The following is a 25,391-nucleotide window of genomic DNA, read 5'->3' as shown; positions in this document are numbered from 1 at the left end:
GCTAGGCGTTCGCCCAGGTCGCCATTTTCGCCCGCAGGTTCCGGTCGAGTTCGTCGAGGAACTCTTCCGTTGTGAGCCACGGTGTGTCCGGCGAGACCAGGATCGCGAGGTCCTTCGTCATCTTGCCGCTCTCCACCGTCTCGACGCAGACCTGTTCGAGTGTCTCCGCGAACCGCGCGACCTCCGGCGTGCCGTCGAGCTTCGCCCGGAAGGCAAGGCCGCGGGTCCAAGCAAAGATCGAGGCGATGGGGTTCGTCGAGGTTTTCTCACCGCGCTGGTAGGCCCGGTAGTGGCGGGTCACCGTCCCGTGGGCGGCCTCCGCCTCGCAGGTCTTGCCGTCCGGCGTGAGCAGCACCGACGTCATCAGTCCGAGCGATCCGAACCCCTGGGCCACGGTGTCGGACTGGACGTCGCCGTCGTAGTTCTTGCAGGCCCAGACGTAGCCGCCCTCCCACTTCAGCGCTGAAGCGACCATATCGTCGATCAGCCGGTGCTCGTAGGTCAGGCCGCGTGCCTTGAACTCCTCCGCAAACTCGGTGTCGAACACCTCCTGGAAGATGTCCTTGAAGCGCCCGTCGTACGCCTTCAGGATGGTGTTCTTGGTCGAGAGGTAGACCGGGTAGTTCCGCTCCAGGCCGTAGCGGAACGAGGCGCGGGCGAAGTCGCGGATCGAGTCATCGAAGTTGTACATGCCCATCGCCACGCCCGGGCCGTCGAACTTGGCGACCTCGAACTGCATCGGCTCCCCGCCGTCGGCTGGCGTCCAGCTGATCGTTACCGTCCCCGGGCCCGGTACGCGGAAATCGGTTGCCCGGTATTGGTCGCCGTGCGCGTGGCGCCCGATCACGATCGGTTTCGTCCAGCCCGGTACGAGCCGCGGGATATTCCGGCAGATGATCGGCTCGCGGAAGACCACCCCGCCGAGGATGTTGCGGATCGTCCCGTTCGGGGACTTCCACATCTGCTTCAGGTTGAACTCTTTGACCCGCGCTTCATCCGGCGTGATGGTGGCGCACTTCACCCCGACGCCATACTTCTTGATGGCGTACGCAGCGTCGACAGTGACCTGGTCGTTGGTCGCGTCCCGGTTCTCGATACCGAGGTCGTAGTACTCGAGCTTGATGTCGAGGTACGGCAGGATGAGCTTTTCTTTGATGAAGCGCCAGATGATGCGCGTCATCTCGTCGCCGTCGAGTTCGACGACCGGATTGAGGACTTTGATCTTCTCCATGGTGCTGCTCCCGGGTTAGCTGGCGGGCTGAGCCGCGATCTGGCGCAGGACGTACGGCAGGATGCCGTCGTGGCGGTAGTAGTCGAGCTCCACCGGCGTATCGATTCGGCACACGACCTTGAAGGTCCGTTCGCTGCCATCGTCCCGCCGGGCGGTCACGTCGAGCAGCGCGCGCGGAGCCAGCCCCTGCGCGACGCCGCGAATGGTGTACACCTCGGTCCCGGTGAGGCCGAGCGTTTCACGGTTCTCCCCGGGCAGAAACTGGAGCGGCAGGACGCCCATCCCGACCAGGTTGCTGCGGTGGATGCGCTCGTACGATTCGGCGATGACGGCTCGGACCCCGAGCAGCTTGACGCCCTTCGCCGCCCAGTCGCGGGAAGAGCCGGTCCCGTACTCCTTGCCGGCGATGACGATGAGCGGCACGCCCTCGGCCCGGTATTTCACCGACGCATCGAAGATGGTCATCTCCTCGCCGTCCGGCAGATGGCGGGTCACGCCGCCTTCGGTGCCCGGGGCGAGCAGGTTCCGCAGGCGGATGTTCGCGAAGGTGCCGCGCACCATCACCTCGTCGTGGCCCCGGCGCGCGCCGTACTGGTTGAAGTCCTCCCTGGCCACGCCCATCTCCCGGAGCCAGACCCCTGCCGGGCTGTTCGGGCTGATGTTGCCGGCTGGCGAGATGTGGTCCGTCGTGACCGAGTCGCCCACCATGACCAGCACGCGGGCGCCTTCGATATCGGTCAGCGGCGCCGGCTCGAGCGACAGGTTGTCGAAGTACGGCGCCCGCTTGATGTAGGTCGACTTCGGGTCCCACGCGAAGAGGTCGCCCGAGGGCGTCGGAAGATTTCGCCACCGCTCATCGCCCTTGAACACGTCGGCGTACTTCCTGCGGAACATTTCGGAACGGACCGAGGTGCGAATCGCCTCCTCGACCTCAGCCTGCGATGGCCAGATATCGGCGAGGAAGACCGGCTTGCCGTCTTTACCGGTCCCGATAGGCTCGGTGGCGAAGTCGATATCCATCCGCCCCGCCAGCGCATACGCGACCACCAGCGGCGGCGAGGCGAGGTAGTTCGCCCGCGTGTCCGGGTTGACGCGACCTTCGAAGTTCCGGTTCCCCGAGAGAACCGCTACGGCCACGAGGTCATGCTCCCGGATCGCGTCGCTGATCCGCGGGTCGAGCGGACCGGAGTTGCCGATGCAGGTCGTGCACCCGTAGCCGACAAGTTCGAAGCCGAGCCGGTCGAGGTACGGCGTCAGCCTGGCCTCAGCGAGGTACTCGGTAACCACCTGGGAACCCGGCGCCAGGCTCGTCTTCACCCAGGGGGGTGTCGCAAGGCCGCGCTCAACCGCCTTCCGCGCAAGCAGCCCCGCGCCGAGCATGACCTCGGGGTTCGACGTGTTGGTGCAGCTCGTGATCGCCGCGATGACCACCGACCCGTGCCGCAGCTCGAAGGACGTCCCGTTCCGGACTGCCGCGGTCGCTGACCGCTTCTCGGGCGGGACCATGGCGGCGAGGTTCTTCTCCCAGTCGGCCTTCGCGAGCCGCAGCGGAACCCGGTCCTGCGGCCGCCGTGGGCCGGCAATCGACGGCTCGACGTCGCCGAGGTCCAGCTCCAGCGTCTCGGAGAAGACCGGGTCCGGCGTCTCGTCGGTCCGGAAGAGTCCCTGGGCCTTGCAGTACGCCTCCACGAGGCGGACGAGCCGCTCATCCCGGCCGGTGAAGCGGAGGTAGGCGAGCGTTTCGTCGTCGACCGGGAAGAAACCCATCGTGGCGCCGTACTCAGGCGCCATGTTCGCGATGGTGGCCCGGGCCGCGAGCGGCAGGCCCGTCAGGCCGGTCCCGTAGAACTCGACGAATTTTCCGACGACGCCGCGTTCGCGCAGCATCTGGGTCACCCGGAGGACGAGGTCGGTACCCGTGGCGCCCTCGCGCAGGCGGCCCGTCAGCCGGAATCCGACCACCTCGGGAATCAGCATCGCCACCGGCTGGCCCAGCATCGCCGCCTCGGCCTCGATGCCGCCGACGCCCCAGCCGAGCACGCCCAGGCCGTTGATCATCGTCGTATGCGAGTCCGTGCCGACGAGCGTGTCGGGGTACGCCTGCAGCTCTCCGTCAACCTCGTTCTGGAAGACGACCGAGGCGAGGTACTCCAGGTTCACCTGGTGCACGATGCCGGTCCCGGGCGGGACCACGCGGAAGTTCCGGAACGCCTGCTGACCCCAGCGCAGGAACTGGTAGCGCTCCCGGTTCCGCTCGAATTCGAGTTCGACGTTCTTTTCGAACGCATCGGGACGGCCGTAGTAGTCCACCTGGACCGAGTGATCGATGACGAGGTCGACCCGCTGCAGCGGGTTGATGCGTGCCGGGTCGCCGCCGAGGGCCACGATCGCGTCGCGCATCGAAGCGAGGTCAACGACAACCGGGACCCCGGTGAAGTCCTGGAGCAGGACGCGGGCCGGCGTGAAGGCGATCTCGCGGTCGGCGCCGGAATTCGGCTGCCAGCCGGCGAGCGCGGCGATGTCCTCCGCAGTGACCGCTCGCCCGTCCTCCAGCCGGAGCAGGTTTTCGAGCAGAATCTTCAGCGAGAACGGGAGCCGGTCGACGCCCGGGAACCCGCGGTCCCGCAGCGCCTCGAGGGAAAAGATGGTGTAGCCGGTTCCGTCGACATCGAGGCGGCGTTTCGAACCGAATGAATCAGGGTGTGCCACTGTGACCTCCTGGGAAAGTCGCGGCGAGGACGGTGGGGAAGGTCCCCGGAGCCGGAGACGAGGACGCGATGCGAATCAGGGGGTGCGTGGCGGACCGGTGCCCATGTCCCAAGCCTCCTTCCACCTTGCGTGTGGCGGTACTTGGGCCCTTTCCCGCGCTCCATCCGCGGGGGGCCATCCGGCCGGAGTCCGCGACTTCTCCCGGAGAGGAGACCGTTGGGCCCGGAGCGGCACTGAACGAGATGGCCAATCGCAAGTATACGCCCGGAGCCGCATTCCGGCCGAATTGCTGGTACTCGCAGGCTGCAGGCGGCTCGCGCTAATGACACGTTCCGCCTGAACCTGTTACCCTCGAAGCGGTAACCAGGTTCCATCGGCCTCACGGAGAGGTCATTCTCGCCAGTCCCGGAAACGCTCGATGACCGCAGGTTCCACCACATCTTGGAGGGTCATCGAGTGTCGTTCGCCGACAAGTCGCTCGCCTGCATCGATTGCGGAGCGTCCTTCACCTTTACTGCTGGCGAGCAGGAGTTCCACGCATCAAAGGGGTTCACGCAGGAGCCGCGGCGCTGCCCGTCCTGCCGCCGCGCCCGCAAGGCCCAGCAGGGCGGAGGCGCCGCTGCTGCCGATTCCCGCCCGCCGCGCCAGCTCTACGACGCAGTCTGCGCCTCCTGCGGCAAAATCGCGAAGGTCCCGTTCGAGCCGACCACCGGGCGCCCTGTCTACTGCAGCGACTGCTTCCAGTCCCAGCCCCGCGGCCTCACGTCCTCCGGGGGCCGTAGTGCTCCCCGGGAGCCCCGCTCGGGCGGCGGGCTCGGTAGCTGGGGCGATTTCGAGCCCATGGAGCGCGGCGGCGGCCGCGGCGGCCGCGGCTGGAACGACCGCAAGGGCGGAAAAGGCCGCCGCTGGTAGCCAGCAGGTCCGCTCCCCCGGGCGGCCGCTGCTATCATGCCCGCCGGAGGGCCCGTAGCTCAGCGGTGAGAGCAGTCGGCTCATAACCGATCGGTCCCGGGTTCGAATCCTGGCGGGCCCACCACCAAACGTTTCGCTGGGGTCAGGAGCGAAATCGGGCCCGGCGCGCGGAATAGCGCCGGCACGGGCACGCGTCACGAGCAAAATCCTTCGGGAGACGCTAACCTTTGCGCGGAAGCACCGCGGCCCCGGCCGCCGTGAGAAGGAGACAGCACCGATGCCAATCAGCCGCCCCGTCGAGCCGCTCGTCGCAACCGATGACGAGCTTCGCGCAGCGCTCGAAGACGCCTTCCTCCCTGCACTGCTGCCTGCACTCGCCCAGGCTACCGGCGACTTCTCGATCCTCCGCGAATCGCTGCGGCCTCCTGGCGTTGCCCCGGGCGTCCAGCAGGGCGGTATGACGCCCGCCCAGCAGGCCGAGGCGAAGGAAGTCGCCTTCGAAGCCCTCAAGCGGCTCCGCGACGGCCAGGTCTCCGGCGAGGTCCCGGTCGAAGAGGCGCTGCTCCGGATTACGGCGTGGATGACCGGCTCGCCGGTTTCTGAGGACTACGTCCCGCTCCTGCTCGAAGAACTCGCGCCCGAGGGCCAGGACCCCCGAGCTCCCGCCTGGCGGAAGGACCCCTCGGTTCCGTTCAGCGTCATCATCATCGGCGCAGGGATGTCCGGCATCCTCGCGGGGATTCGGCTCAAGCAGGCCGGCATACCGTTCACCATCCTTGAGAAGAACCACGACATCGGCGGCACCTGGCTTGAGAACACCTATCCGGGTGCGCGTGTCGACGTTTCGAACGCGTTTTACAGCTACAGCTTCGCCCAGAAGATTGACTGGCCGACCCACTACTCCACACAGCCCGTACTCCTCGAGTACTTCCAGGAGTGTGCCCGCGAGTTCGGCGTTCGCGAGCACGTCCAGTTCAACACGGAGGTCACCCTCCTCCAGTGGGATGATGACCGCGCCGAATGGGTCGTCCACATCCGCCGCGCTGATGGAACCGAAGAAGAGCTCCGCGCTAACGCCGTCATCAGCGCGGTCGGCCAGCTGAATCGCCCCAAGATTCCCGATATCCCGGGCCTCGGGCGGTTCCGCGGTCCGCAGTTCCACTCTGCCCGCTGGGACCACTCCGTCGACCTCGCCGGCAAGCGGGTCGCCGTCATCGGTACCGGGGCGAGCGCCGCGCAGTTCATCCCCGAGGTCGCGAAGGTCGCCGGCGAAGTCACCATCTTCCAGCGGACGCCCAACTGGTATGTGCCCGTGCCGCACTACCACGATGAGGTCCCGGCCGGCCTCCGGTGGCTCTTCACGCACGTGCCCCATTACGCCCACTGGTACCGATTCTGGCTCTTCTGGAACACCACCGACGGCCTGCTCGCTGCCGCGAAGGTCGACCCCACCTGGCCCGACAAATCCCGCTCGGTCGGCCCCGAGAACGAGAACCTTCGCCAGCTGCTGACGGCCTACCTCCAGATGCAGTTCGCCGACCGGCCCGACCTGCTGCCCAAGGTGATGCCGGACTACCCGCCTGCAGCCAAGCGCCTGATTCTCGACAACGGTATCTGGGCGGCGACGCTCAAGCGCCCCAATGTCCGCCTCGTGACCGACAAGATTCGCGAGGTGACCGAAACCGGCGTCGTGACCGTGGACGGAACCCTCTACGAGGCCGACGTGCTCATCTACGGCACAGGCTTTCAGGCCTCGAAGTTCCTCACGCCCATGCGCGTGCTCGGACGCGACGGCAAGGACCTCCACCGCGAGTGGGATGGCGACGCCCGCGCCTACCTCGGCATCACCGTGCCGGGCTTCCCCAACTTCTTCATGCTCTACGGGCCGAACACCAACATCGTCGTCAACGGCAGCATCATCTACTTCTCCGAGTGCGAAGTGCAGTACGTCATGGGCTGCCTCAAGATGCTCTTTGACCGCGGCGAGCGCGCCCTGGACGTCCGCAAGGAGGTCCACGATGCCTATAACGAGCGAATCGACCGCGGCAACCTCGAGCGCGTCTGGGGGGTGGCCACCGTCAACAGCTGGTACCGCAACGAGAAGGGTCGGTCGGCCCAGAACTGGCCGTTCAACCTCATTGAGTACTGGCAGCTGACGCGCGAGCCGAACCCCGACGACTACGAGTTCATCCGTCAGCCGGCGCTGGCCGGCGGCGACTGACCCCGGCCTTCCCCGGACGCCTCAGCGGCCCGCTTCGATCGCTCCGGAGCGGGCCGCTGCGATCGCGGCTGCCGCTTCGGCAGGGCTGAGCACCCGGGTTTCGCCCGTTGCACGGTCCCGCACCTCGACGCCTCCGCGCTCGAGCGACCGCGGGCTCACCGTCACCCGCATCGGCATACCGAGGAGGTCGGCGTCCTTGAACTTGATGCCGGGCGAATCGTCGCGATCGTCGATGAGCGGCTCGAGGCCCGATTCCTGGAGCGCCTGTTCGACCTCGGACAAAGCGGCATCGATCGCCGCGTCCCCGGCGCCGATAACAACGACATGGACGTCGAACGGGCTGACCTCCCACGGCCAGCGGATACCGTCAGCATCATGGTTGGCTTCGATGATCGCTGCGAGCAGCCGCTCCACGCCGATGCCGTAGCAGCCCATCACACAGGGCCGGCGCTCCCCGTACTCGTCGAGGTAGTACACCCCCATCTTCTCGGCGTAGAGCGTGCCGAGCTTAAAGACGTGGCCCATCTCGATACCCCGGCGGGTCTCGAGGGCCTGCCCGCAGGTGCGGCAGGCGTCGCCCGCCCGCGCCAGCGCGATCTCGGCGACCAGCGTCGCCTGCCAGTCGCGGCCGTGGTTCACGTTCCGGAGGTGGTAATCGGGCTCATTCGCCCCGCCAACCAGGTTCGTGGCATCAACGGCGCTCCGGTCGGCGATAACCGGGATGCCTGAAACGCCGACCGGCGAAGCGCTCCCGGCGACCAGCCCGAGCTCCCGGACGGTTGCCTCATCCATCGGCTCAACCTCGCGCGCACCGAGGGCGTTCTTCAGCTTCACCTCGTTAACCTCGAGGTCGCCGCGAATCGCCACGAAGACCGGCCTTCCGTCGGCTTTGTAGAACACCGCCTTCAGTGTCTGCCGGGGTTCCACGCCGAGGAACTCCGCGACCTCGGCAATGGTCCGCCTCCCCGGGGTGTGCACGCGCTCCACCGGCGCCGGCTCACCGGGAACGGCAGGGGCCGGGACAAACTCGGCCTTCTCCGCGTTCGCGGCGTACCCGCATCCCGGGCAGAGCAGAATGGTGTCCTCGCCGCTCTCGGTCAGGAAGACGAACTCCTGCGAATCCTTGCCCCCGATTGCGCCCGAATCGGCCGCGACCGGGATGACCGGCACCCCGGCCCGGCGGAAGATGCGCTGGTAGGCGGCGAAGGCGGCATCGTAGGAGGCGTCGAGGGTGTCCCAGCCCGTGTCGAAGCTGTAGGCGTCCTTCATGGTGAACTCGCGCAGCCGGATCAGCCCGCCGCGCGGCCGCGGTTCGTCGCGGAACTTCGTCTGAATCTGGTAGAGCGTGACCGGCAGGTCGCGGTAGCTCTGGATGGTCCGTGACGCGAGGTACGAGATGACCTCTTCGTGGGTCGGACCAAGCGCGAACTCCCGCTCCTTCCTGTCGGTGAGGCGGAAGAGCGTCTGGCCCATGAGCGCCGCCCGGCCGCTCTGCTCCCAGAGCTCGATAGGGTGCAGCGCCGGGAGGTGGACTTCCTGCGCACCGGAGCGGTTCATCTCTTCCCGGATGATCCGTTCGATGTTCCGGACCACGCGCCAGCCGAGCGGCGTGAAGCAGTACAGCCCGGCCGCCAGCGGCACGACCAGCCCCGCCCGCAGCAGCAGGCGGTGACTGGACAGCTCGGCCTCCGCCGGCGCCTCGCGAAGGGTTTTCACAAGCAGCTGGCGTATGCGCATGGAACTCCTCCGGGCAGCAGGTGCGAAGTGAACGTTGGGCGCCGGTCAGTGTTCCGGTCAAGCCCGGCGCGGCCGCTCGAGGTCGGCGGAGTCGACGAACAGGGTCACCGGGCCATCGTTAACCAGCTCGACCTGCATCTCCGCACCGAAGACGCCGGTTGCACAGGGAATGCCCGCCCCGCGGACCGCCGCGACGAATGCCTCGTACAGCGGCTGCGCCTGCGCCGCCGGCGCGGCGGCCTCGAACGACGGCCGGCGCCCGCGGCGAACGTCCCCGTACAGGGTGAACTGGCTGATGCAGAGCACGGCCCCGCCGATGGTGGCCACGTCGAGGTTCATGCGCCCGGCGCCATCATCGAAGATTCGGAGCCCTGCAACCCGCTCTGCCAGTCGCGCGGCCGTCGCCGCGTCGTCATCCCGGGCGATGCCGAGCAGCACGACCATGCCCGGTCCGATACCCGCGACCTGTGCCCCCGCGACCGATACGGCAGCGCGCTGGACGCGCTGGATGACCGCCCGCATCAGCCCGCAGCCGGGGAATCGGCGCGCTCCACCGGGAGCAGACGCTGGACTGCGCGGATGACCCGCTCCTGGAATGCATCGTCGCGGACCGCCTCGGGGTACGCGTCACCGGTCTCCATCTCGAGCCGCAGGAGATACCCCGTCACCGCGGCGGCGAACGTTTCGACCAGCTCAGCCGCGCGCGGACCTGCCGCTTGGAAGTGTCTCGCGAGTGCTGTCCGCCATCGTGCGCGCGACGCGTTGCGGAGTGCAATCGCCGTTTCGTCTGAGGCGAGCGCCTGCCGCGCAACCAGCCGCAGGTAGGTGAAATTCTCGGCCGAGATGTGAATCGTCGCGCGCACCAGCTCCGCCAGCCGTTCAGCTGTCAGCGGAGCAGCCGGGTCGCCCACCGGGAACGAACCTGCCGGGGCCTCGTTCCAGAGCGCCTCGAGGAGGTGACGCTTCGTTGGGAAGTAGTAGAACACGCCCGCGTCCGAGATGCCGCAGCGCCGCGCAATCGAGCGGACCGAGGTCGCGTCGAAGCCGTCCCGGGCGAACGCCTCCATGGCCGCTGCGAGGATGCGTGCGCGCGTGTCATCCCGCGGCGCGGCCTCCCCGGGGGCCTGGCCGGCGGGAGGTTCGCGTTCACCCGCCACAGCAGCCCTCCATCCCGAGGGCGCAGCGGATGGCGAACCGGATGCGGTCTTTGAACACGGGCTGGGCCAGCACCTCCCTGGCGGCGTTGCCGTACGTCATAACCGCGTCCCACATGAACCCTGAAAGGGTGTGGAAGAGGAGGTCCGCCGCCGTCTCGCAATCCCCCTCGTACCCGGCCGAGCCCAGGATGGACGCCACCTCAGCCCGGTAGCGGCTTTCCCCGTCGCGGAGGTACTCAAGGGCCTCCGGGTCGCCTCTGAGCTGTTGCTGGGTCAGGATGCGGACGAGCGGGGCGTTTTCGGCCCACCAGTCGAACATCGCGGAGAGCACGTCAACCGCCTCATCCAGCGACTGCGCCACCGGCGGGGTGCGGTAGTCGGGCTGGACCATCAGCGCCCGGAAGAGGTCGTACTTGCTGGGGAAGTAGTAGTGCACGGCCGGGTCGCTCACGCCGGCGCGGTTGGCGATCATCCGCACCGATGTCGCGTCGAAGCCGCGTTCGCTGAACAGCTCGCGTGCTGCCTGGAGGATGCGGTTGCGGGTGGCGATGGCCTCAGGCGTCTTGGGTTCGCGAATCGGCTGGGCCTCACTCGCCATGGGCGCAGTATAGCTGCCGCCGGTGGGCTGGCGAAGGTCCGACCCCCGTCGCCCGGCTCAGGACGCCGCAGCGGCTTCGCCGGTCGATTCCGATGCCGTGCTTTCCGACGACTCGCTGCTCGAGGACGTCGTGTCGCTCAACGCGGACGATTTGTTCCGGCTATCGGTGATGTACCAGCCGCTTCCCTTGAACACGATCGGCGGTGCGTGGAGCACGCGCTTTGCCGTGCCCTTGCCGCACTCTTCGCAGGGATGCGTGGTTGGCGCATCGAAGCCCTGGCGCAGCTCATAGGTCGCATCGCAGGCCGGGCAGTGGTACTCGTAGGTCGGCAACGGCGCACCTCGAGGGGAAGGGATAAGACTGCCTCCATGATCCCGGGCTTAGCACTCCCATGTCAAGAGTGCTAACCGGGCGCAAGGGGCCCCGGCCAGCTACAATTGCCGGCGGAGAGGTGCCCGAGTGGTTGAAGGGAACCGTCTTGAAAACGGTCGTGGGGCAACCCACCGTGGGTTCGAATCCCACCCTCTCCGCCACCATGCCGGCGTTCTTTCGCGCGGAACCCGCTGCCAGCGTACCCTTGTCTGCAGCGGGGTGTAGCTCAGCCTGGCAGAGCGCCTGGTTTGGGGCCAGGAGGTCCCGCGTTCGAATCGCGGCACCCCGACCACTGGATCGCGGCCAGGCCGCCCGCAAGGGCCCCCTCGGCCGCCTGCGGGGCACTGACATGAGTGACGAGTACGGCGTCGACCTCGACGAAGTCTTCCGGGTCATCGATACCGCCGATGTCCTCGTCGTCCGGTTCCACTTCATCGACCGCCGCCTCCTCGTCGACTTCCGCACCCGGCCTGGCATTGCACCGCTCATCCGGGTGGTGCCCCGCGCCGAATCGGTCGAAGAGCGGTTCCGCTCCATTAAGCGGCTCCGCCCCGAGTTCCCGCTCCCTGAGCGCGTGATGACCTTCCACTGGCCCCGGTCAGTGCCGGTCCTGCTCGCGAGCGGCGCCTGGCAGCGGCTCGTCGACCGGGCCTCTGCGCTCGGCTCGGACGAAACGACCGATGCCTGTGCCCGCGCCCTCGAGGAGCTGATGGCCCTCGAACGGAAAGAGGTGCTCGCCGCCATTACCGGGGCTTCGCATTACCAGACGCTCTGGGAGCGCCGCTCCCCGTGACCCGCCCCATCGACCTCCGGAGCGATACCGTCACCCGACCCACCCCGCCCATGCGCGCCGCGATGGCCGCTGCAGAGGTGGGCGACGACGTGTTCGGCGATGACCCGACGGTCAACCGCCTCGAGGCGCGGGCTGCCGAGATGGTCGGCAAAGAGGCCGCGCTCTTCGTGCCAAGCGGAACGATGGCGAACCTGGTCGCTCTCCTGGCGCATACCGGCCCGGGCGATGAGGTCATCCTCGGCGACCAGTCGCACATTCTCCACTACGAGGTCGGCGGCGTGGCCCGCATCGCCGGCCTCGTCACCCGGACGCTGCCCAACCTCGACGACGGAAGTCTGGCGTCGGCCGACGTCGAGCGGGCCATCCGCCCGCAAACGATCCACTCGCCCGGGACCCGCCTGCTCTGCCTCGAGAACACCCACAACCGCTGCGGCGGCGCGGCGCTCTCCGCTGCGACCACGGCCGAACTCGCCGGGGTCGCTCGCGCCCGCGGCGTGGCGGTCCACCTCGACGGCGCCCGCATCTTCAACGCGTCGGTTGCGCTGAGGACGCCCGTCGACGTCCTCGCGGCGCCATGCGATTCAGTTTCCTTTTGCTTCTCCAAAGGGCTAGGGGCGCCCGTCGGGTCCGTCCTTTGCGGGAGCCGCGAGTTCATCGCCCGTGCCCGGCGATTCCGCAAGCTGCTGGGCGGCGGCATGCGGCAGGCGGGCGTGCTTGCTGCAGCTGCCCTCTACGCGCTGGACCATCACATCGACCGGCTGGTGCACGACCATGAAAACGCCCGCCGCCTGGCCGAAGGTCTCGCCTCCATCGGGCCGTTCCGCCCCGTTCCTCCGCAGACCAACATTGTGGTCGTCGATGTCCTCCGGGGCGATGTCGATGACTGGCTGCGGAAGTTCGAACAGGCGGGCGTTCTCGCCGTCGGCTTCGGGCCTGGCCGGTTCCGCATGGTGACGCACCTGGATGTCGACCGCGCAGACATCGAAGAGGCGCTCGCCAGAATCTCACGTATCGCTGGAGCAACCGCCCATTGAACCGCATGTTCCTGGTCGCCCTGCCCGCCGCTGTCGCGGGCGTTCTCCTCGCCGGCTGCGCCGGATCCGAAGACCCGCCGGCCGAGCGCGTCTTCCTCGGCCCGCCCTGGACCGCTGACGAACGGTTCACGTACGACCTCCTCGCCAGCGGGCGCGAACCGTATGGCTCCTGCGTCCTCGAGACCGACGTCGAATTCCAGCCGGGCGTGACCCGGCTCAGCAGGCTCTGCAGCGACGAACCGGGCCCGCACCGCGACGACGGCACCGCGACCGTGGAGGCCCAGACCCTGGAGCCGATCAGCTCGACGCGCGTTCAGGTGGACGCCGAGAAGAATCGCCGGATTTCGTTCACGGCGACCTACGCCTACCCGGTGGTCAAGTTCGAGGCCGACGATAACGGCAAGATCCGGCGGACCGAGCGCGATCTCCCGCAGCCGACGGGCACGAACCCGGACCCTGCCTATTACGACGATGAATCCATGCTCTGGCTCGTGCGCGGCATCGAACTCCGCACCGGGTACGAGGGTACGTACCGGAACGTGTCCGCCGCGACCGGCGCCGTCTTCGACGTGACGCTGCGGGTGGAGGGCGAAGAGACCGTCACGGTCCCTGCCGGGACGTTCCGCACCTGGAAGATTCGCATCAGCACATCGACGATCACCCAGTTTGCGTGGGTTGAGGCGGAGGCCCCGCACCGCGTGATTAAGGCCCGCGTGCACGGGCTCCAGGACGTCGATTACGTGCTGAGCGGGACCGGCGCACCCTAACGAAAGCATGCAGGACCACGCGAAGGCGGGAAGGGTATCCTCGCACCCGCGGTCGGCGTCGCCCCCAGGCCGACACGCAGGGTGAACGGCGGCCTGGCCGCCTTCGGGGAGTTGTCCATGCACCGCAGCTTTGGGGGTCCCGTTTCCTTGACACGGGCCCGTCCGGTCACGAAGATGCTGCAACGCCTTTACCAGCCGGTCAGGCAGGATTTCGAATAGCCAGTATGCCATCTGTATTCGTCATAAGTCGCGAGCCCCGTACCCGTTCCGCCGTCGCCGACTACGTCCGGGAGCGCGGATACGACGCGGCCACCGCCGACAGCTACGACCGCGCCATGGAGACCCTGGGCGAGTACGTCTTCGATGCGCTCATCGTCGATGTCCAGGGGCTCCCGCGCGGAGAGAACGGGGCCACCTTCGCGCAGTTCAACCACTGGCTCGCTCAGGCCCTCCAGAGCCAGCGCCCGGCAATGATCTATCTGCTCCACAAGGGCGCGCGGCGTCCGCAGTTCCGCATTGAGGGCGCCGTCATCAAGAAACCGTTTCCCCTTGAAGCCATCGGCGAGGCCCTGCGTGAACGCATCGGCCTCCCACGGCATCCCGGCAATGAACGCGGCCTCGACCTCGACCTCGCCTCGAACACCCTCCGCTGCGGCGAGCGGCAGGTGCACCTCACGAACATCGAGGCGACGCTTCTCGCGTACCTGATGGAGCACGAGGGCGAGACCCTGCACCCGCGCGACCTCCTCGTCGATGTATGGCAGTACCACGACGCCGCCGGGGCCAGCACGCTCGTACGTGCCCACGTGAGCAACCTCCGCCGCAAGCTGCGGGAGGTCCTCGGCACCTCAGACGCCATCCAGACGATCCGCGGCAAGGGCTACCGGTTCATCGCCTGACAGAACTGGCAGCGAGAACAATTTCTTGGCCGATGAGCCAGAATGTGGAAAGATTGACGGCATGAAACTCGGCATCAACATCGGCTACTCCGGCTCCCGCCTCGACCTCCCCATCGACCTCATCCGCTACGCCGAATCGCTCGGCTATGACTCCGTCTGGACCGCCGAGGCGTACGGCTCCGACGCTGTCACGCCGCTGGCGTATATCGCGGCCCTCACCAGCCGAATCCGGCTCGGCACGGCGGTGATGCAGATCCCGGCCCGCACGCCGGCCATGACGGCAATGACTATGTCGACCCTCGACGCCCTCTCCGGCGGGCGCGTGATGGTCGGCCTCGGGCTCAGCGGTCCCCAGGTCGTGGAAGGCTGGCACGGAGTGCCGTACGGCAAACCGGCGGTGCGGATGCGCGAATACGTGCAGATCCTGCGCAAAATCTGGGCCCGCGAGGAGCCGGTGACCTTCGACGGCGAGGAGTATCTGCTCCCCTACCGCGGTCCCGGCGCGACCGGGCTCGGCAAGCCGCTCAAGAGCATCCTTCACGGGCGGCAGCTGCCCATCTACCTGGCGACCATGGGGCCCGTGAACATCCGCACGACCGCCGAGCTCGCCGACGGCTGGCTGCCGATCTGGTTTTCGCCGCGCCGCATGCCGATGTTCCGCCCCCACCTCGAGGAGGGCTTCCGGCGCGCCGGGAACGGCAAGAGCTGGAAGGACTTCGACATTGCGGCAGGGTGCACGGTCGCCATCGGCGACGATGTCGGCGACCTGCTCGCCGCGCAGAAGCCATTCCTTGCCCTCTACATCGGCGGCATGGGCGCCCGCGAGAAGAACTTCCATAACGAGATGGCCGTCAAATACGGCTACGGTGACGCCGCGAAGCGCATCCAGGAGCTGTACCTTGCCGGCCGGAAGCGCGAGGCAGAGGAGGCGGTGCCCGACGAGCTCGCCGATGAGATGTCCCTCGTCGGCCCGGTGGCCCGCATCCGCGAGCGATTCCGCGACTGGGAAGATGCCGGCGTGACCACGCTGCTCGTCCAGTCGCGCGACCCGGAGGCGCTGAAGCTCATGGCTGAGCTGACCGGCGCCAGCCGTGGCGCAGCGGTCTAATCGCCGGCTCCGGCTGCCGCCGGCTTCCGCTCGTACTTCCTGACAGGGGTGAGCACGATGGGGGCCAGCGGCGGCGCCCCGAACGACGCAATCACCCGCTCCTCGGGCGCACTTCCGTAGGTCGTTGTGCGCTGCCGGGGCGTCCGGCCCATCCCGCGGATCGTGCGCTCCATCTCTTCCGGGGGCAGCTCCTGCCCGAACCCGGCGCCGGCGGCGCGCGAGATGCTCTCGTTCATCAGCGTCCCGCCCATGTCGTTCACGCCCGCATTCAGGCAGGCGCGGACGCCCTCCACGCCCATCTTCACCCAGGAGACCTGGATGTTCGTGATGTACGGGTGGAGCGCCAGACGGGCTACGGCGTGCATCAGCACCGCCTCCCGGAACGTGGGACCCCGGCGCGCCCGGCCCTTGAGGTAGATGGGCGCTTCCATGTGGACGAACGGCAGCGGCACGAACTCCGTGAATCCCCCGGTGCGTTTCTGCAGCTCCCGGAGCCGCACGAGATGGCGCGCCCAGTTCCGCGCCCGGTCGATGTGTCCGTACATAATCGTCGACGTCGTCCTGAAGCCGACCCGGTGGGCCTCCTCCACGACGCGGAGCCACTGCTCCGTCGAAAGCTTGTCCGGGCAGAGGGTCACGCGAACTTCGTCATCGAGGATTTCGGCCGCGGTGCCCGGGAGCGTCCCCAGCCCAGCCTCACGAAGACGGAGGAGGAACTCGCGAACCGGGATACCCAGCGTCTCGGCGCCCTGCGCAACCTCGAGCGGGGAAAATGCGTGGATGTGCATCTCCGGGACGGCCGTTTTCACCGCCCGCAGCAGATTCAGGTAGGTCTCGCCGGTGTACTCCGGGTGGATGCCGCCCTGCATGCACACCTCGGTCGCGCCGCGCTCCCAGGCCTCGCGCGCCCGACGGGCGACCTCCGCCGTGTCCAGGTCGTACGGGATGCCCCGCAGGCTTTCGCTCAGCTTCCCCTTTGCGAAGGCGCAAAACTGGCAGCGGAAGTAACAGATATTCGTGTAGTTGATGTTCCGGTTAACGACATAACTGACGACGTCGCCGTTCACCGCACGGCGCAGCTCGTCGGCCGCTTCGCAGACGAGGTGGTAGTCGTCGCCGCGGGCGCGGAACAGCCGTTCAATTTGTGCTTCGGTCAGGTCGTTTCCGGCCGCCCGCCACGCGAGAATCTCGCGCACCTCCGCCGTCGAGGTGTCGGTGGGACGGTCTGGCGCGAGACGGCGCGGAATATCTGCCGCGGGCGGCGGCGTGTCCGGGTCGCCCGGCGACCACCGGTCCATCCGCGCGAAGCCGTCGGCGTCGATAGCGCGGATGACCGCGGTCCGCATCGCGGGGTCCTGCCACCGCTCCGCGTCGAGCGCATAGGCCGGGTAGACCGGCAGGCGTTCGACAAGGACCTTGCCGCACTCCGCCGTCCGCTGGCGAAGCTGCTCGAGGTGCGGCCACGGCGCCTCGGGATTGACGTGGTCGGGAGTGACCGGCGAGACGCCGCCCCAGTCGTTGAGCCCCGCTGCGACGAGCCGCGGATAGTCGTCGTAGCTCAGGTTCGGCGGAGCCTGGATGTTCATCTCCCCGCCAAACACGATCCGGGCCACGGCTATCGTCCAGAGCAGATCGTCAAGGTCTGGCTCCGGCGCCTTCGCCATCCTCGTGTCCGGCTTGGCGCGGAAGTTCTGGACAATAATCTCCTGCAGGTGGCCGTACTCCTGGTGCAGCCGCCGCAGGGCGAGCAGCGATTCGATCCGCTCCCGGCGGGTCTCACCGATGCCGATCAGGATGCCCGAGGTGAACGGGACCTGCTGGCGCCCGGCCTCGGCAATGGTGGCCAGCCGGACAGACGGGCGCTTGTCCGGCGATCCGTAGTGCACCGCGCCCTTCTCGGTGTACAGCCGCTCCGCCACGCTCTCGAGCATGATGCCCTGCGAGACGGACACGCGCCGGAGCATCGCAATCTCGTCGGGCGTCATGACGCCCGGGTTGGCGTGCGGGAGCAGGCCCGTCTCCCGGTGGACCAGCTCAGCCATGGCGGCGAGGTAGGCGATGGTCGACGGATAGCCCATCTCGTCGAGCTCCCGGCGCGCTACCCGGTACCGCAGCTCGGGCTTGTCGCCGAGCGTGAAGAGCGCCTCATGGCAGCCGGCAGCTGCCCCGGCCCGGGCGATCTCCAGCACCTCCTCCGGGGTCAGGTAGGCCCGCTGGCCGGGCCGCGGCGGTTTCGCGAAGGTGCAGTAGTGGCACACGTCCCGGCAGAGCTGAGTCAGCGGGATGAACACCTTTCTCGAGTAGGAGATGACGTTCAGGTGAGCGCGGTCGCGGAGCGCTGCGGCCGTCTCGAGCAGCGGCCCGAGGTCGCTCTCGTCGGCGAGGGCGAGCGCCTCGGCCTCGCTCGGGAGAATCCCGTCGAGCGCACGGTCGAGGATGGTGCGGGTGGATGGCAGCATGGGGCAGTCTCTGCGCCGGGATTCGGGGTGACTTCAGATTTTGAACTTACCCCTGCGCGCGCGTAGCATAACGCAACCAACCCCGGGAGGCTACTGTGGCCGACGCCGTCCGCTGCCCCGTTGCCGCCACGCTCGAGCTCGTCGGCGACCGCTGGACGCTCCTCATCGTCCGCGACCTCCTGCGCGGGCGCCGGCGCTTCAATGAACTGCGCGAATCGGTGGAAGGCATCCCCCCTGCCGTGCTCACGGCCCGCCTGCGGGCCCTCGAGGCCGCCAGCGTGGTCGAGCGCCGGCCCTACAGCGACCACCCGCCCCGGTACGAGTACCGCCTGACCGCCAAAGGCCACGCGCTTGGCGTCGTGGTCGGGGCCCTCGCGGACTGGGGCCAGCGCTACGCCGACGCCGACCTCGCCCTCGTCGACGGCGAATGCGGCCACGGCATCAGCGTCGTCTACCACTGCCCCACCTGCGAACGGCAGGCGCCGCGGCGCCGGGTGCGCATCGTCGGCCGCTCGGAAGCGCGGTTGCCCGCCGCCGATCGTGGGGCTACGCTGCCCCGGTGACCCAGCCATCCCGCATCATCTACCTGCCACCGGGCGTGGCCGCCATCCCTGCTGCTGCGCCTGTCGCCGCCAACGGCGCGCCCTTCGACCGCAACTTTTTTGAGAACGTCCTGCCGCCGGCCATCGCTGCCTTCTGCTCGCAGGTCAACTGCGAGGTGCCGGTGGTCGAACTCACGACCATCGACGGGGTCACCCACTACGTCAACGGCATCAGCGGGGTCGCTGACCAGTGGGTCGCGCTCCAGACGTCGAGCCCCGACCACGACCACCCGACCCAGGTCTTCATTCCCTACCAGACGATCTTCCGGGTCGAGATTCATCCCGAGCACGATGTCCGCCGGCATCGCCTCGGGTTCATTACCGAATCGGTAACGCCAAAGGCGGAGAGGCCGGCGCCGGAGCGGTCGAAATCCAGGCCCGCGGCCCGGCGGACGTAGTTCGCGAACATCTGTTCGCAGCCCCGCTCTGGCAGAATGGCTTCATGGCCACGCCGCCTGCGGCCGAGCCCCTCGCGGTGTTCAGCCCGGCCACCCGGGCCTGGTTCACCTCGGCCTTTGCCGCGCCGACCCGCGCACAGGAGCTTGGCTGGCAGGCAATCGCGACCGGCGAGCATACGCTCCTGCTCGCGCCGACCGGCTCGGGGAAGACGCTCGCTGCGTTTCTTGCCTGCCTCGACCGCCTCGTCCAGCGCGAACCCCTCCCGCGCGGCCGCGACGGGCGCCCGGTGCGCCCCGGCGTGAGCGTCATCTACGTCTCGCCGCTCCGGGCGCTTTCCTACGATATCGAGCGGAACCTCCGCGCGCCGCTCGCCGGCCTGCGCCTCGCAGCCCTGCGCGATGGACGGCCCGACCCCGAAATCGACGTCGCAGTGCGCACCGGCGACACCCCTGCCCGTGAACGGGACGACCTCCGCCGCCATCCGCCCGACATCCTGATCACGACGCCCGAATCGCTCTACCTGATGCTCACCTCGGCCGCCCGCGAGGTCCTCGCAACGGCGGAAACGGTCATCATCGACGAAATCCACACGATGGCCGCCACGAAGCGCGGGGCGCACCTTGCGCTGACCCTCGAGCGCCTCGAACGGCTCACCGGGCGGGAGTTCCAGCGCATCGGCCTCTCGGCGACACAGCGCCCGCTCGACGAAGTCGCCCGATTCCTCGGCGGCGACCGCCCGGTCCGCATCGTCGACGCCGGCAGCCGCCGCGCGCTCGACCTCCAGGTCGTGGTTCCGCTCGAGGACCTGAGCAGACCGGCCGAATTCGCCGGCCCGGTCCCCGAGAGCGAACTCTCCCCGGAGCAGCGGAGCTCAGTCTGGCCCGCCTTTTACCAGGAGATTCTCGACCAGGTCCGGGCGCACCGGTCGACCCTCATTTTCGTGAACAACCGCCGCCTGGCAGAGCGCATCGCGGCCCGCGTTAACGAACTCGCCGGGGCAGAGCTCCTCCGCGCGCACCACGGCTCCGTCGCGCGCGAACAGCGGCTGGCCATCGAAGAGGAGCTGAAGGCCGGCCGCCTGCCGGGCATCGTCTGCACGAGCTCGATGGAGCTTGGCATCGATATGGGCGCGGTCGACCTCGTCATCCAGGTCGAGTCGCCGAAATCTGTCGCCAGCGGCCTCCAGCGCGTGGGGCGGGCAGGCCACCAGGTGGACGGCATCAGCCGGGGCAGGTTCCTGCCGAAACACCGCGGCGACCTCCTCGAATGCGCGGTGGTGACCCGGCGCATGCGCGAAGGCCTGATCGAGGAAACTCGGGTCCCGAAGAATCCGCTCGATGTCCTCGCCCAGCAGATTGTCGCGGCCTGCGCGGTCGAGGAGTTCAGCGTCGAAGAGCTGCTCGGGATGGTCCGCCGGGCGTACCCCTTCGCCTCGCTCAGCCGAGAGCAGCTCGAAGGCGTGCTCGCGATGCTGGCCGGCCAGTACCCGTCGGATGAGTTCGCCGAGCTTCGCCCGCGCATCACCTGGGACCGCGAGACCGGCACCATCAGCGCCCGGCGCGACGCCCGGACCCTTGCCATCGTCAACGCAGGGACCATCCCAGACCGCGGCCTGTACGGGGTGTTCCTCGGAGATGGCGGGCCGCGGGTCGGCGAACTCGACGAAGAGATGGTCTACGAAAGCCGCCCGGGCGAAACGTTCGTCCTCGGCGCAACCACCTGGCGGATTGAACAGATTACCCGCGACCGCGTGATCGTCTCGCCGGCTCCTGGGCAGCCCGGCAAGATGCCGTTCTGGCGGGGCGACGGTATCGGTCGATCAGCTGAGCTCGGCGAGGCCGTAGGCGCTTTTACGCGTCATCTCGAACGGTTTCGCAGCCCGGACGAGGCTGTTGGCTGGCTGACCGCCGAGACTGACCTCGATGAGCGCGCCGCGCGCAACCTCGTCGCGTATCTCGCTGAGGAGCGAGAGGCCACCGGCTGCCTCCCGACCGACCGCCGCATTGTGATCGAACGGTACCTCGATGAACTCGGCGACTGGCGGGTCGTCATCCTCTCGCCGTACGGGGGCCGCGTCCACGCGCCGTGGGCGATGACCATCGAGGCCAGGCTCGCGGAGGCCGGCTTCCCGGAGTCGCAGGTCATCTGGGGTGACGATGGCATCGCCATCCGGCTCGGCGGCGGCGAGGAAGTGCCGCCGCTCGACGTGTTCTTCCCTGCCCCCGAAGAACTCGAAGACCTCCTCGTCTCGCACCTCGGTTCGACCGCGCTGTTCGCTGCCCGCTTTCGCGAGAACGCCGCCCGGGCGCTCCTGCTCCCGCGCCGCAGGCCCGGCTCGCGCTCGCCGCTCTGGCTCCAGCGGCTCCGCGCAGCCAACCTCCTTGCGGTTGCCAGCCGGTACGGCTCCTTCCCCATCATCCTCGAGACCTACCGCGAGTGCCTCCAGGATGTCTTCGATCTTCCCGCGCTTCATCGGCTGCTCCAGCGAGTCCAGGCGCGCGAGGTCGAGGTGCGCGAGGTCGCCGTCCGCGATGCGTCCCCGTTCGCCCGCTCGCTTGTCTTCGAGTATGTCGCCGCCTTCATGTACGAGGGCGATGCCCCGCTCGCCGAGCGGCGGGCGCAGGCACTGACACTCGACCGGTCGCTCCTCCGCGACCTCCTCGGCGAGGCCGACCTGCGCGACCTCCTCGACGCGCGCCTCATCGATGAGGTCGAACTCGAGCTCCAGGGCCTGGCGGCGGCCCGGAAACCGGCCGATGCCGACGCCCTCCACGACCTCCTTCGCCGCCTCGGTGACCTTACGGTGGACGAGGTCGCGGCCCGCATCGCCGAGCCCGGGCTCGGCGAGGCGCTGCTTGCCGCTCTCGCGCGCTCCGGCCGGGCCTGCGCCGTCCGCATCGCCGGCGAGGAGCGCTGGATTCCTGCTGAGGACGCGGCCCGCTACCGGGATGCCGTCGGGGTTGCGCTGCCGCAGGGCGTGCCGGGGGCGTTCGCGCCCCCGGCCGAGGGCGCACTGGCGTCGCTGCTGGCGCGGTACGCCCGCACCCACGGACCCTTTCACGCCGGGCAGCCCGCCTCCCGCTGGAATCTGCCCATCGCGCTCGTTGCCGATACCCTTCGGCAGCTCGAACGGGAGGGCCGCATGGTCGCCGGGACGTTCAGGCCGGGAAGCGCCGGGACGGAATGGTGTGACGTCGGGGTGCTCCGCACCATCGAGCGCCGGGCAGTTGCCAGCCTCAGGAAAGAGGTGGAGCCGGTCGACGGCGCGACCTACACCCGCTTCCTCCTTAGCTGGCACGGGCTCATCCGGCCGCGCCGCGGCCTTGACGCGTTGCGCGACGCCGTTGCCCAGCTCGAGGGGTATCCGCTCCCCGCCTCGATGCTCGAACGGGTCATCCTGCCCGCCCGCGTTGAGGACTACACGCCGGCCATGCTCGACGCGCTCTGCGCTACCGGCGAGGTTGCCTGGTTTGGGGCGGGCCGGCTCCGGGCTGAGGATGGCCGGGTGGTGCTCGCGGCCCGGGAGCGCCTCGCGGCCTTCGTTCCGCCGGCGCCAGAACTCCCGGAGGAGCCGCTTGCCGGCCGCATCCTCGACCTCCTGCGGGAACGCGGCGCCCTCTTCTTCACGGACATCGTCGCCGCGACCGGCGCCCCGCTGCGGGACGTCCTCGGCGTGCTCTGGGACCTCGTCTGGGGCGGGTTCATCACCAACGACACGCTCGCTCCGCTCCGCGCGTGGGCCCGGCGCGGCAGGGATGGCGCAGCCCCCGGCGGCCGCCTGCGCAGCCTTCCCCCGGAGGCCGCCGGCCGGTGGTCCGTCCTTCCGCCCGCGCTCGACCGGACCCGGGCGCTGCACGCCTGGGCCTCCGCCGTGCTCGAACGCCGTGGTGTTGCGGCCCGCGAGGCGGTAAACGCTGAGGCAGTCCGCGGCGGGTTCTCGGCGCTCTACCCGGTCTTCCGCGAGATGGAAGAGCGCGGCCGGGTCCGGCGGGGGTACTTTGTCGAGGGCGTCGGCGGCGCCCAGTTCGCGCTGCCCGGCACCGTGGACCGCCTCCGTGCCGAGCGGGAGCCCGCGGACCGGCTGCAGTCCGTCATCGTTGCCGCAGTCGACCCGGCCCAGCCCTACGGAGAGCTGCTGCCGTGGCCCGCTGCTGGCGATGCCGCCGTCCGCGGACCTGCCCGCACTGCCGGGAACTTCGCAATCCTTGTCGACGGCCGGCCGGTGCTCGCTCTCGAACGGTGGGGAAAGTCGCTCCTGCAGCTGCCGGCTGATGACCCCGACGGCGAGGAGCGGTTGGCTGTCGCACTCGACTGTCTCTGCCGGGCCGCCCCATGGCTCGCCCCGCGCGGCCTAACCATAGAACGTATCGACGGGGAGCCCGCCGCCGAATCCCCGCTCGCGGAGCACCTCGCCCGGCGCGGCTTTGCAGCAGGTTACCGGGGCCTCACGCTCCGCACCGCTTCCCCGGGGACCATGGCCTATGCCCGAGGGTGACGCCCTCTACCGGTTCGCTGGCCGGGTGCACAGCGCTCTGGCCGGCAAGGTCATCCGCACCGCGCGGTCGCACGGCCCGGGGCCGGTTCCGCAGGTCGAGCGGCTGGTCGGTGCGACCTGCCTGGGTGCCCGGTCCCTCGGGAAGAACCTCGTGATCGAGTTCGATAACGGGCTCTCGCTCCGGGGCCACCTGCGGATGTACGGCACCTGGCACGTCTACCGGCCGGGCCAGCCGTGGTCCCGCCCCGAGCGGGAGGCCCGCCTCGTTCTCGAAGTCGACGACGCCGTCGTCGTGAACTTCAGCGCGCCCGTGATTGAGTTGCTCGAAACGCGCGCGCTCCCTGCCCACCGGCCGCTCGCCGGCCTCGGCCCGGACCTCCTTGCGGAGGAGTTCGATGCGGCCGAGGCGCTCGTGCGGTTCCGCGACCCGCTCCGCGCCGACCTTACCATCGGCGACGCGCTCATGGACCAGCGGGTGATGGCCGGGGTCGGCAACATTTGGAAGCACGAAACGCTCTTCCGCTGCCGCCAGTATCCATGGGCCCGCGTCCGGGACCTGAGCGACGAGCAGCTGCTGCAGCTCATCGAGACGGCGCGCAACCTGCTGCTGGCCAGCGTCGGCCGCCCGAATGCTCTCGGCCTCCAGCGCAGGCCGGAGATGTACGTCTACATGCGGGCAGGCCAGCCCTGCCGTCGCTGCGGCACCCGGCTCCGCTCGGCGCGGCAGGGGGTTGATATCCGCTACACCACCTGGTGCCCGACCTGCCAGGCGCCTGCCGCCGGTTCGGTCAGCGCAGCGCCGCCGCCGCACGCTCGGCATCGGCAGGGGTGACCCAGGATTCGAGGGCTGCAGCGAGCCTGAGCGCCCGGTCATACGCCCGCTCCCGGCGCAGCTGCTCGGTGAGGTCATGAAATTGCCGGTTGACCGCCGCGTGCAGGGCGCGGTCGAGGGCATCCCGGTCGGCCGTGGGCTGTGCCGCGAGGGCGGCGGCAAGCGCTGCCTGGCGCGCGCGCTCGAGGGCCAGGCGGAATCGCCCAATCGGGTGGTGTGAGTCCTCGGTAACCCTTGCCAGCCGCCGGTCCAGCGCTGCTCGGACCGCCTGAGCCAGGCGGGACCGCAGAGCGACCGCGTGAGGGCGGCGGGACTCGTCTGCGAGCAGGTCGGCGAGCGTGATGACCACGCCGGCGGGTTCTCCCGTGAAATTCCGGGGAGTTCCAAGGTCAACCGCGAGGCCGGCCGGCGGCAGCGCCTCGAGGCGGACTTCGCCTGCGCCGGAGCCGAGGCAGCCGGCAACGATATCGACTGGTCCCAGTCCGGACACGTCGGCCAGCGGCACGAAGGGGACGCCAATAGCCGGGTCACGCCGGCCTGCGAGCAGGACCTCGAACCCCAGCTCCCGCCCGCGCGCGGCGATGAGCCGGCCCATCGCGCCCGTTCCGAGCACGAGCAGCCGTCCGCCTGGCTGAACCCGTGCCGTGGTCAGGGCCCGGTCGAGCAGGTGGCCGGCATGGCTCCGCTGGGGAAACGTCCGGCGGACGTCGCGGGCTGCGGCCAGCGCCACATCTGCGGCAGCCCGGAGCGGTCCGCGCGTCCCGCGGAAGGCAGCACGAACCTGTCCAGCGATTTGCGCCTCGCCGATGACTACCGAATCAAGCCCGGCCGCAACACCCGCGAGCCGCTCGAGCGCCGCCCGCCCTGCGAGCCGCACCGGAGCCCCGCATTCGCACGGTTCGAACCCGTACGCCTCCAGCCGCTGGCAGCTGGTGACGATTGCGGCGCCGGGATGCGCGGTCCGTACGTCGCCCTCGAGGGCAGCCATGGTGACAGCGTCGAGCGAGACGACTCGCCAGGCGCAGACGCGGAACCCCGGGAGCCAGGAGGGGCCTTCCATTTGTC

At 69.1% G+C, this 25,391-nt stretch carries 20 protein-coding genes and 3 tRNA genes; 14 read left to right on the top strand and 9 right to left on the bottom strand.

Going from position 1 to position 25,391, the window contains the following annotated elements; genetic code table 11:
- Position 1: 1 nt before the first annotated feature.
- Positions 2-1,231 (bottom strand): NADP-dependent isocitrate dehydrogenase, encoded by a 1,230-nt coding sequence (locus tag Tbon_RS00670; RefSeq protein ID WP_158065827.1) that lies wholly within the window; start codon positions 1,229-1,231, stop codon positions 2-4.
- 15 nt (positions 1,232-1,246) lie between these two features.
- Positions 1,247-3,940, bottom strand: a complete 2,694-nt coding sequence (gene acnA, locus Tbon_RS00665) for an aconitate hydratase AcnA (protein ID WP_158065826.1) — start codon at positions 3,938-3,940, stop codon at positions 1,247-1,249.
- 456 nt (positions 3,941-4,396) lie between these two features.
- Between acnA and Tbon_RS00660 the strand changes: the two genes are divergently transcribed.
- From Tbon_RS00660 to Tbon_RS00650, 3 genes are all read left to right on the top strand, one after another.
- Positions 4,397-4,852, top strand: coding sequence for a zinc-ribbon domain containing protein (locus Tbon_RS00660; RefSeq protein WP_158065825.1), 456 nt, complete (start codon positions 4,397-4,399; stop codon positions 4,850-4,852).
- 48 nt (positions 4,853-4,900) lie between these two features.
- A tRNA-Ile gene (locus Tbon_RS00655) sits at positions 4,901-4,976 on the top strand.
- A 153-nt stretch (positions 4,977-5,129) separates the two neighbouring features.
- Positions 5,130-7,073 carry a flavin-containing monooxygenase gene (locus Tbon_RS00650; protein ID WP_158065824.1) on the top strand — a complete coding sequence of 648 codons (1,944 nt, stop codon included), beginning with the start codon at positions 5,130-5,132 and terminating at the stop codon, positions 7,071-7,073.
- A gap of 21 nt (positions 7,074-7,094) precedes the next feature.
- Here Tbon_RS00650 and Tbon_RS00645 read toward each other — a convergent pair whose 3' ends face one another.
- From Tbon_RS00645 to Tbon_RS00625, 5 genes are read right to left on the bottom strand one after another with little or no spacing between them, the layout of a single operon-like run.
- The gene (locus Tbon_RS00645; RefSeq protein WP_158065823.1) at positions 7,095-8,810 is read right to left on the bottom strand and encodes a proline--tRNA ligase; all 1,716 of its coding nucleotides are present in this window, start codon (positions 8,808-8,810) and stop codon (positions 7,095-7,097) included.
- A gap of 57 nt (positions 8,811-8,867) precedes the next feature.
- Positions 8,868-9,332, bottom strand: coding sequence for a D-aminoacyl-tRNA deacylase (gene dtd, locus Tbon_RS00640; RefSeq protein ID WP_158065822.1), 465 nt, complete (start codon positions 9,330-9,332; stop codon positions 8,868-8,870).
- Positions 9,332-9,967: a TetR/AcrR family transcriptional regulator gene (locus Tbon_RS00635; RefSeq protein ID WP_158065821.1), complete on the bottom strand. Its 636-nt coding sequence runs from the start codon at positions 9,965-9,967 to the stop codon at positions 9,332-9,334. The genes dtd and Tbon_RS00635 overlap by 1 nt, the downstream gene beginning before the upstream one ends.
- Entirely contained in the window at positions 9,957-10,565 is a 609-nt protein-coding gene (locus Tbon_RS00630) for a TetR/AcrR family transcriptional regulator (protein ID WP_158065820.1), read from the bottom strand. Before Tbon_RS00630 ends, Tbon_RS00635 begins: the two co-directional genes overlap by 11 nt.
- Before the next feature lie 57 nt (positions 10,566-10,622).
- Positions 10,623-10,898 carry an FmdB family zinc ribbon protein gene (locus Tbon_RS00625; protein ID WP_158065819.1) on the bottom strand — a complete coding sequence of 92 codons (276 nt, stop codon included), beginning with the start codon at positions 10,896-10,898 and terminating at the stop codon, positions 10,623-10,625.
- A gap of 113 nt (positions 10,899-11,011) precedes the next feature.
- On the opposite strand from Tbon_RS00625, the gene Tbon_RS00620 reads away from it, so the two are divergent.
- The 7 genes from Tbon_RS00620 (at position 11,012) to Tbon_RS00590 (ending at position 15,539) form a co-directional block, all read left to right on the top strand.
- Positions 11,012-11,099, top strand: a tRNA-Ser gene (locus Tbon_RS00620).
- A gap of 54 nt (positions 11,100-11,153) precedes the next feature.
- Positions 11,154-11,230 (top strand) — tRNA-Pro (locus Tbon_RS00615).
- A gap of 57 nt (positions 11,231-11,287) precedes the next feature.
- On the top strand, positions 11,288-11,731 hold the full coding sequence (locus tag Tbon_RS00610) for a S1 domain-containing protein (RefSeq protein WP_158065818.1): 444 nt from the start codon (positions 11,288-11,290) through the stop codon (positions 11,729-11,731).
- 50 nt (positions 11,732-11,781) lie between these two features.
- Entirely contained in the window at positions 11,782-12,765 is a 984-nt protein-coding gene (ltaE, locus tag Tbon_RS00605; protein WP_374761740.1) for a low-specificity L-threonine aldolase, read from the top strand.
- A gap of 5 nt (positions 12,766-12,770) precedes the next feature.
- On the top strand, positions 12,771-13,532 hold the full coding sequence (locus Tbon_RS00600; protein WP_225734729.1) for a DUF3108 domain-containing protein: 762 nt from the start codon (positions 12,771-12,773) through the stop codon (positions 13,530-13,532).
- Between the two features lie 224 nt (positions 13,533-13,756).
- Positions 13,757-14,431, top strand: a complete 675-nt coding sequence (locus Tbon_RS00595) for a winged helix-turn-helix transcriptional regulator (RefSeq protein ID WP_158065815.1) — start codon at positions 13,757-13,759, stop codon at positions 14,429-14,431.
- 61 nt (positions 14,432-14,492) lie between these two features.
- Positions 14,493-15,539: an LLM class F420-dependent oxidoreductase gene (locus tag Tbon_RS00590; RefSeq protein WP_158065814.1), complete on the top strand. Its 1,047-nt coding sequence runs from the start codon at positions 14,493-14,495 to the stop codon at positions 15,537-15,539.
- Here the strand turns inward: Tbon_RS00590 and cofH are convergent.
- Positions 15,536-17,998 (bottom strand): 5-amino-6-(D-ribitylamino)uracil--L-tyrosine 4-hydroxyphenyl transferase CofH, encoded by a 2,463-nt coding sequence (gene cofH / locus Tbon_RS00585; RefSeq protein WP_158065813.1) that lies wholly within the window; start codon positions 17,996-17,998, stop codon positions 15,536-15,538. The two genes, Tbon_RS00590 and cofH, sit on opposite strands and share 4 nt — an antisense overlap.
- A gap of 95 nt (positions 17,999-18,093) precedes the next feature.
- On the opposite strand from cofH, the gene Tbon_RS00580 reads away from it, so the two are divergent.
- Genes Tbon_RS00580 through Tbon_RS14530 form a run of 4 tightly spaced genes read left to right on the top strand, consistent with a single transcriptional unit; the run spans position 18,094 to position 24,326 of the window.
- Positions 18,094-18,561 (top strand): winged helix-turn-helix transcriptional regulator, encoded by a 468-nt coding sequence (locus Tbon_RS00580; RefSeq protein ID WP_158065812.1) that lies wholly within the window; start codon positions 18,094-18,096, stop codon positions 18,559-18,561.
- On the top strand, positions 18,558-18,998 hold the full coding sequence (locus Tbon_RS00575) for a hypothetical protein (RefSeq protein WP_158065811.1): 441 nt from the start codon (positions 18,558-18,560) through the stop codon (positions 18,996-18,998). The genes Tbon_RS00580 and Tbon_RS00575 overlap by 4 nt, the downstream gene beginning before the upstream one ends.
- A gap of 44 nt (positions 18,999-19,042) precedes the next feature.
- On the top strand, positions 19,043-23,494 hold the full coding sequence (locus tag Tbon_RS00570) for an Lhr family helicase (RefSeq protein WP_158065810.1): 4,452 nt from the start codon (positions 19,043-19,045) through the stop codon (positions 23,492-23,494).
- Positions 23,481-24,326, top strand: coding sequence for an Fpg/Nei family DNA glycosylase (locus Tbon_RS14530; RefSeq protein ID WP_158065809.1), 846 nt, complete (start codon positions 23,481-23,483; stop codon positions 24,324-24,326). Before Tbon_RS00570 ends, Tbon_RS14530 begins: the two co-directional genes overlap by 14 nt.
- Here the strand turns inward: Tbon_RS14530 and Tbon_RS00560 are convergent.
- The gene (locus Tbon_RS00560) at positions 24,283-25,386 is read right to left on the bottom strand and encodes a glutamyl-tRNA reductase (RefSeq protein ID WP_158065808.1); all 1,104 of its coding nucleotides are present in this window, start codon (positions 25,384-25,386) and stop codon (positions 24,283-24,285) included. The genes Tbon_RS14530 and Tbon_RS00560 overlap by 44 nt on opposite strands.
- Positions 25,387-25,391 lie beyond the last annotated feature (5 nt).

Origin of the sequence: Tepidiforma bonchosmolovskayae (assembly GCF_008838325.1) — a bacterium.
In the GTDB taxonomy this organism is placed as follows: domain Bacteria; phylum Chloroflexota; class Dehalococcoidia; order Tepidiformales; family Tepidiformaceae; genus Tepidiforma; species Tepidiforma bonchosmolovskayae.
The sequence above is the reverse complement of the archived record's forward strand: the minus strand, read 5'-3'. Positions and strand labels throughout refer to the sequence as shown.

What these genes read in the sequence shown, in the direction of transcription:
- Tbon_RS00670 (WP_158065827.1), bottom strand. Translation starts at nt 1,231, where the DNA reads ATGGAGAAGATCAAAGTCCTCAATCCGGTCGTCGAACTCGACGGCGAC.
- Tbon_RS00650 (WP_158065824.1), top strand. Translation starts at nt 5,130, where the DNA reads ATGCCAATCAGCCGCCCCGTCGAGCCGCTCGTCGCAACCGATGACGAG.
- Tbon_RS00645 (WP_158065823.1), bottom strand. Translation starts at nt 8,810, where the DNA reads ATGCGCATACGCCAGCTGCTTGTGAAAACCCTTCGCGAGGCGCCGGCG.
- dtd (WP_158065822.1), bottom strand. Translation starts at nt 9,332, where the DNA reads ATGCGGGCGGTCATCCAGCGCGTCCAGCGCGCTGCCGTATCGGTCGCG.
- Tbon_RS00630 (WP_158065820.1), bottom strand. Translation starts at nt 10,565, where the DNA reads ATGGCGAGTGAGGCCCAGCCGATTCGCGAACCCAAGACGCCTGAGGCC.
- Tbon_RS00610 (WP_158065818.1), top strand. Translation starts at nt 11,288, where the DNA reads ATGAGTGACGAGTACGGCGTCGACCTCGACGAAGTCTTCCGGGTCATC.
- ltaE (WP_374761740.1), top strand. Translation starts at nt 11,782, where the DNA reads ATGCGCGCCGCGATGGCCGCTGCAGAGGTGGGCGACGACGTGTTCGGC.
- Tbon_RS00600 (WP_225734729.1), top strand. Translation starts at nt 12,771, where the DNA reads ATGTTCCTGGTCGCCCTGCCCGCCGCTGTCGCGGGCGTTCTCCTCGCC.
- Tbon_RS00595 (WP_158065815.1), top strand. Translation starts at nt 13,757, where the DNA reads ATGCCATCTGTATTCGTCATAAGTCGCGAGCCCCGTACCCGTTCCGCC.
- Tbon_RS00590 (WP_158065814.1), top strand. Translation starts at nt 14,493, where the DNA reads ATGAAACTCGGCATCAACATCGGCTACTCCGGCTCCCGCCTCGACCTC.
- cofH (WP_158065813.1), bottom strand. Translation starts at nt 17,998, where the DNA reads ATGCTGCCATCCACCCGCACCATCCTCGACCGTGCGCTCGACGGGATT.
- Tbon_RS00570 (WP_158065810.1), top strand. Translation starts at nt 19,043, where the DNA reads ATGGCCACGCCGCCTGCGGCCGAGCCCCTCGCGGTGTTCAGCCCGGCC.
- Tbon_RS14530 (WP_158065809.1), top strand. Translation starts at nt 23,481, where the DNA reads ATGCCCGAGGGTGACGCCCTCTACCGGTTCGCTGGCCGGGTGCACAGC.
- Tbon_RS00560 (WP_158065808.1), bottom strand. Translation starts at nt 25,386, where the DNA reads ATGGAAGGCCCCTCCTGGCTCCCGGGGTTCCGCGTCTGCGCCTGGCGA.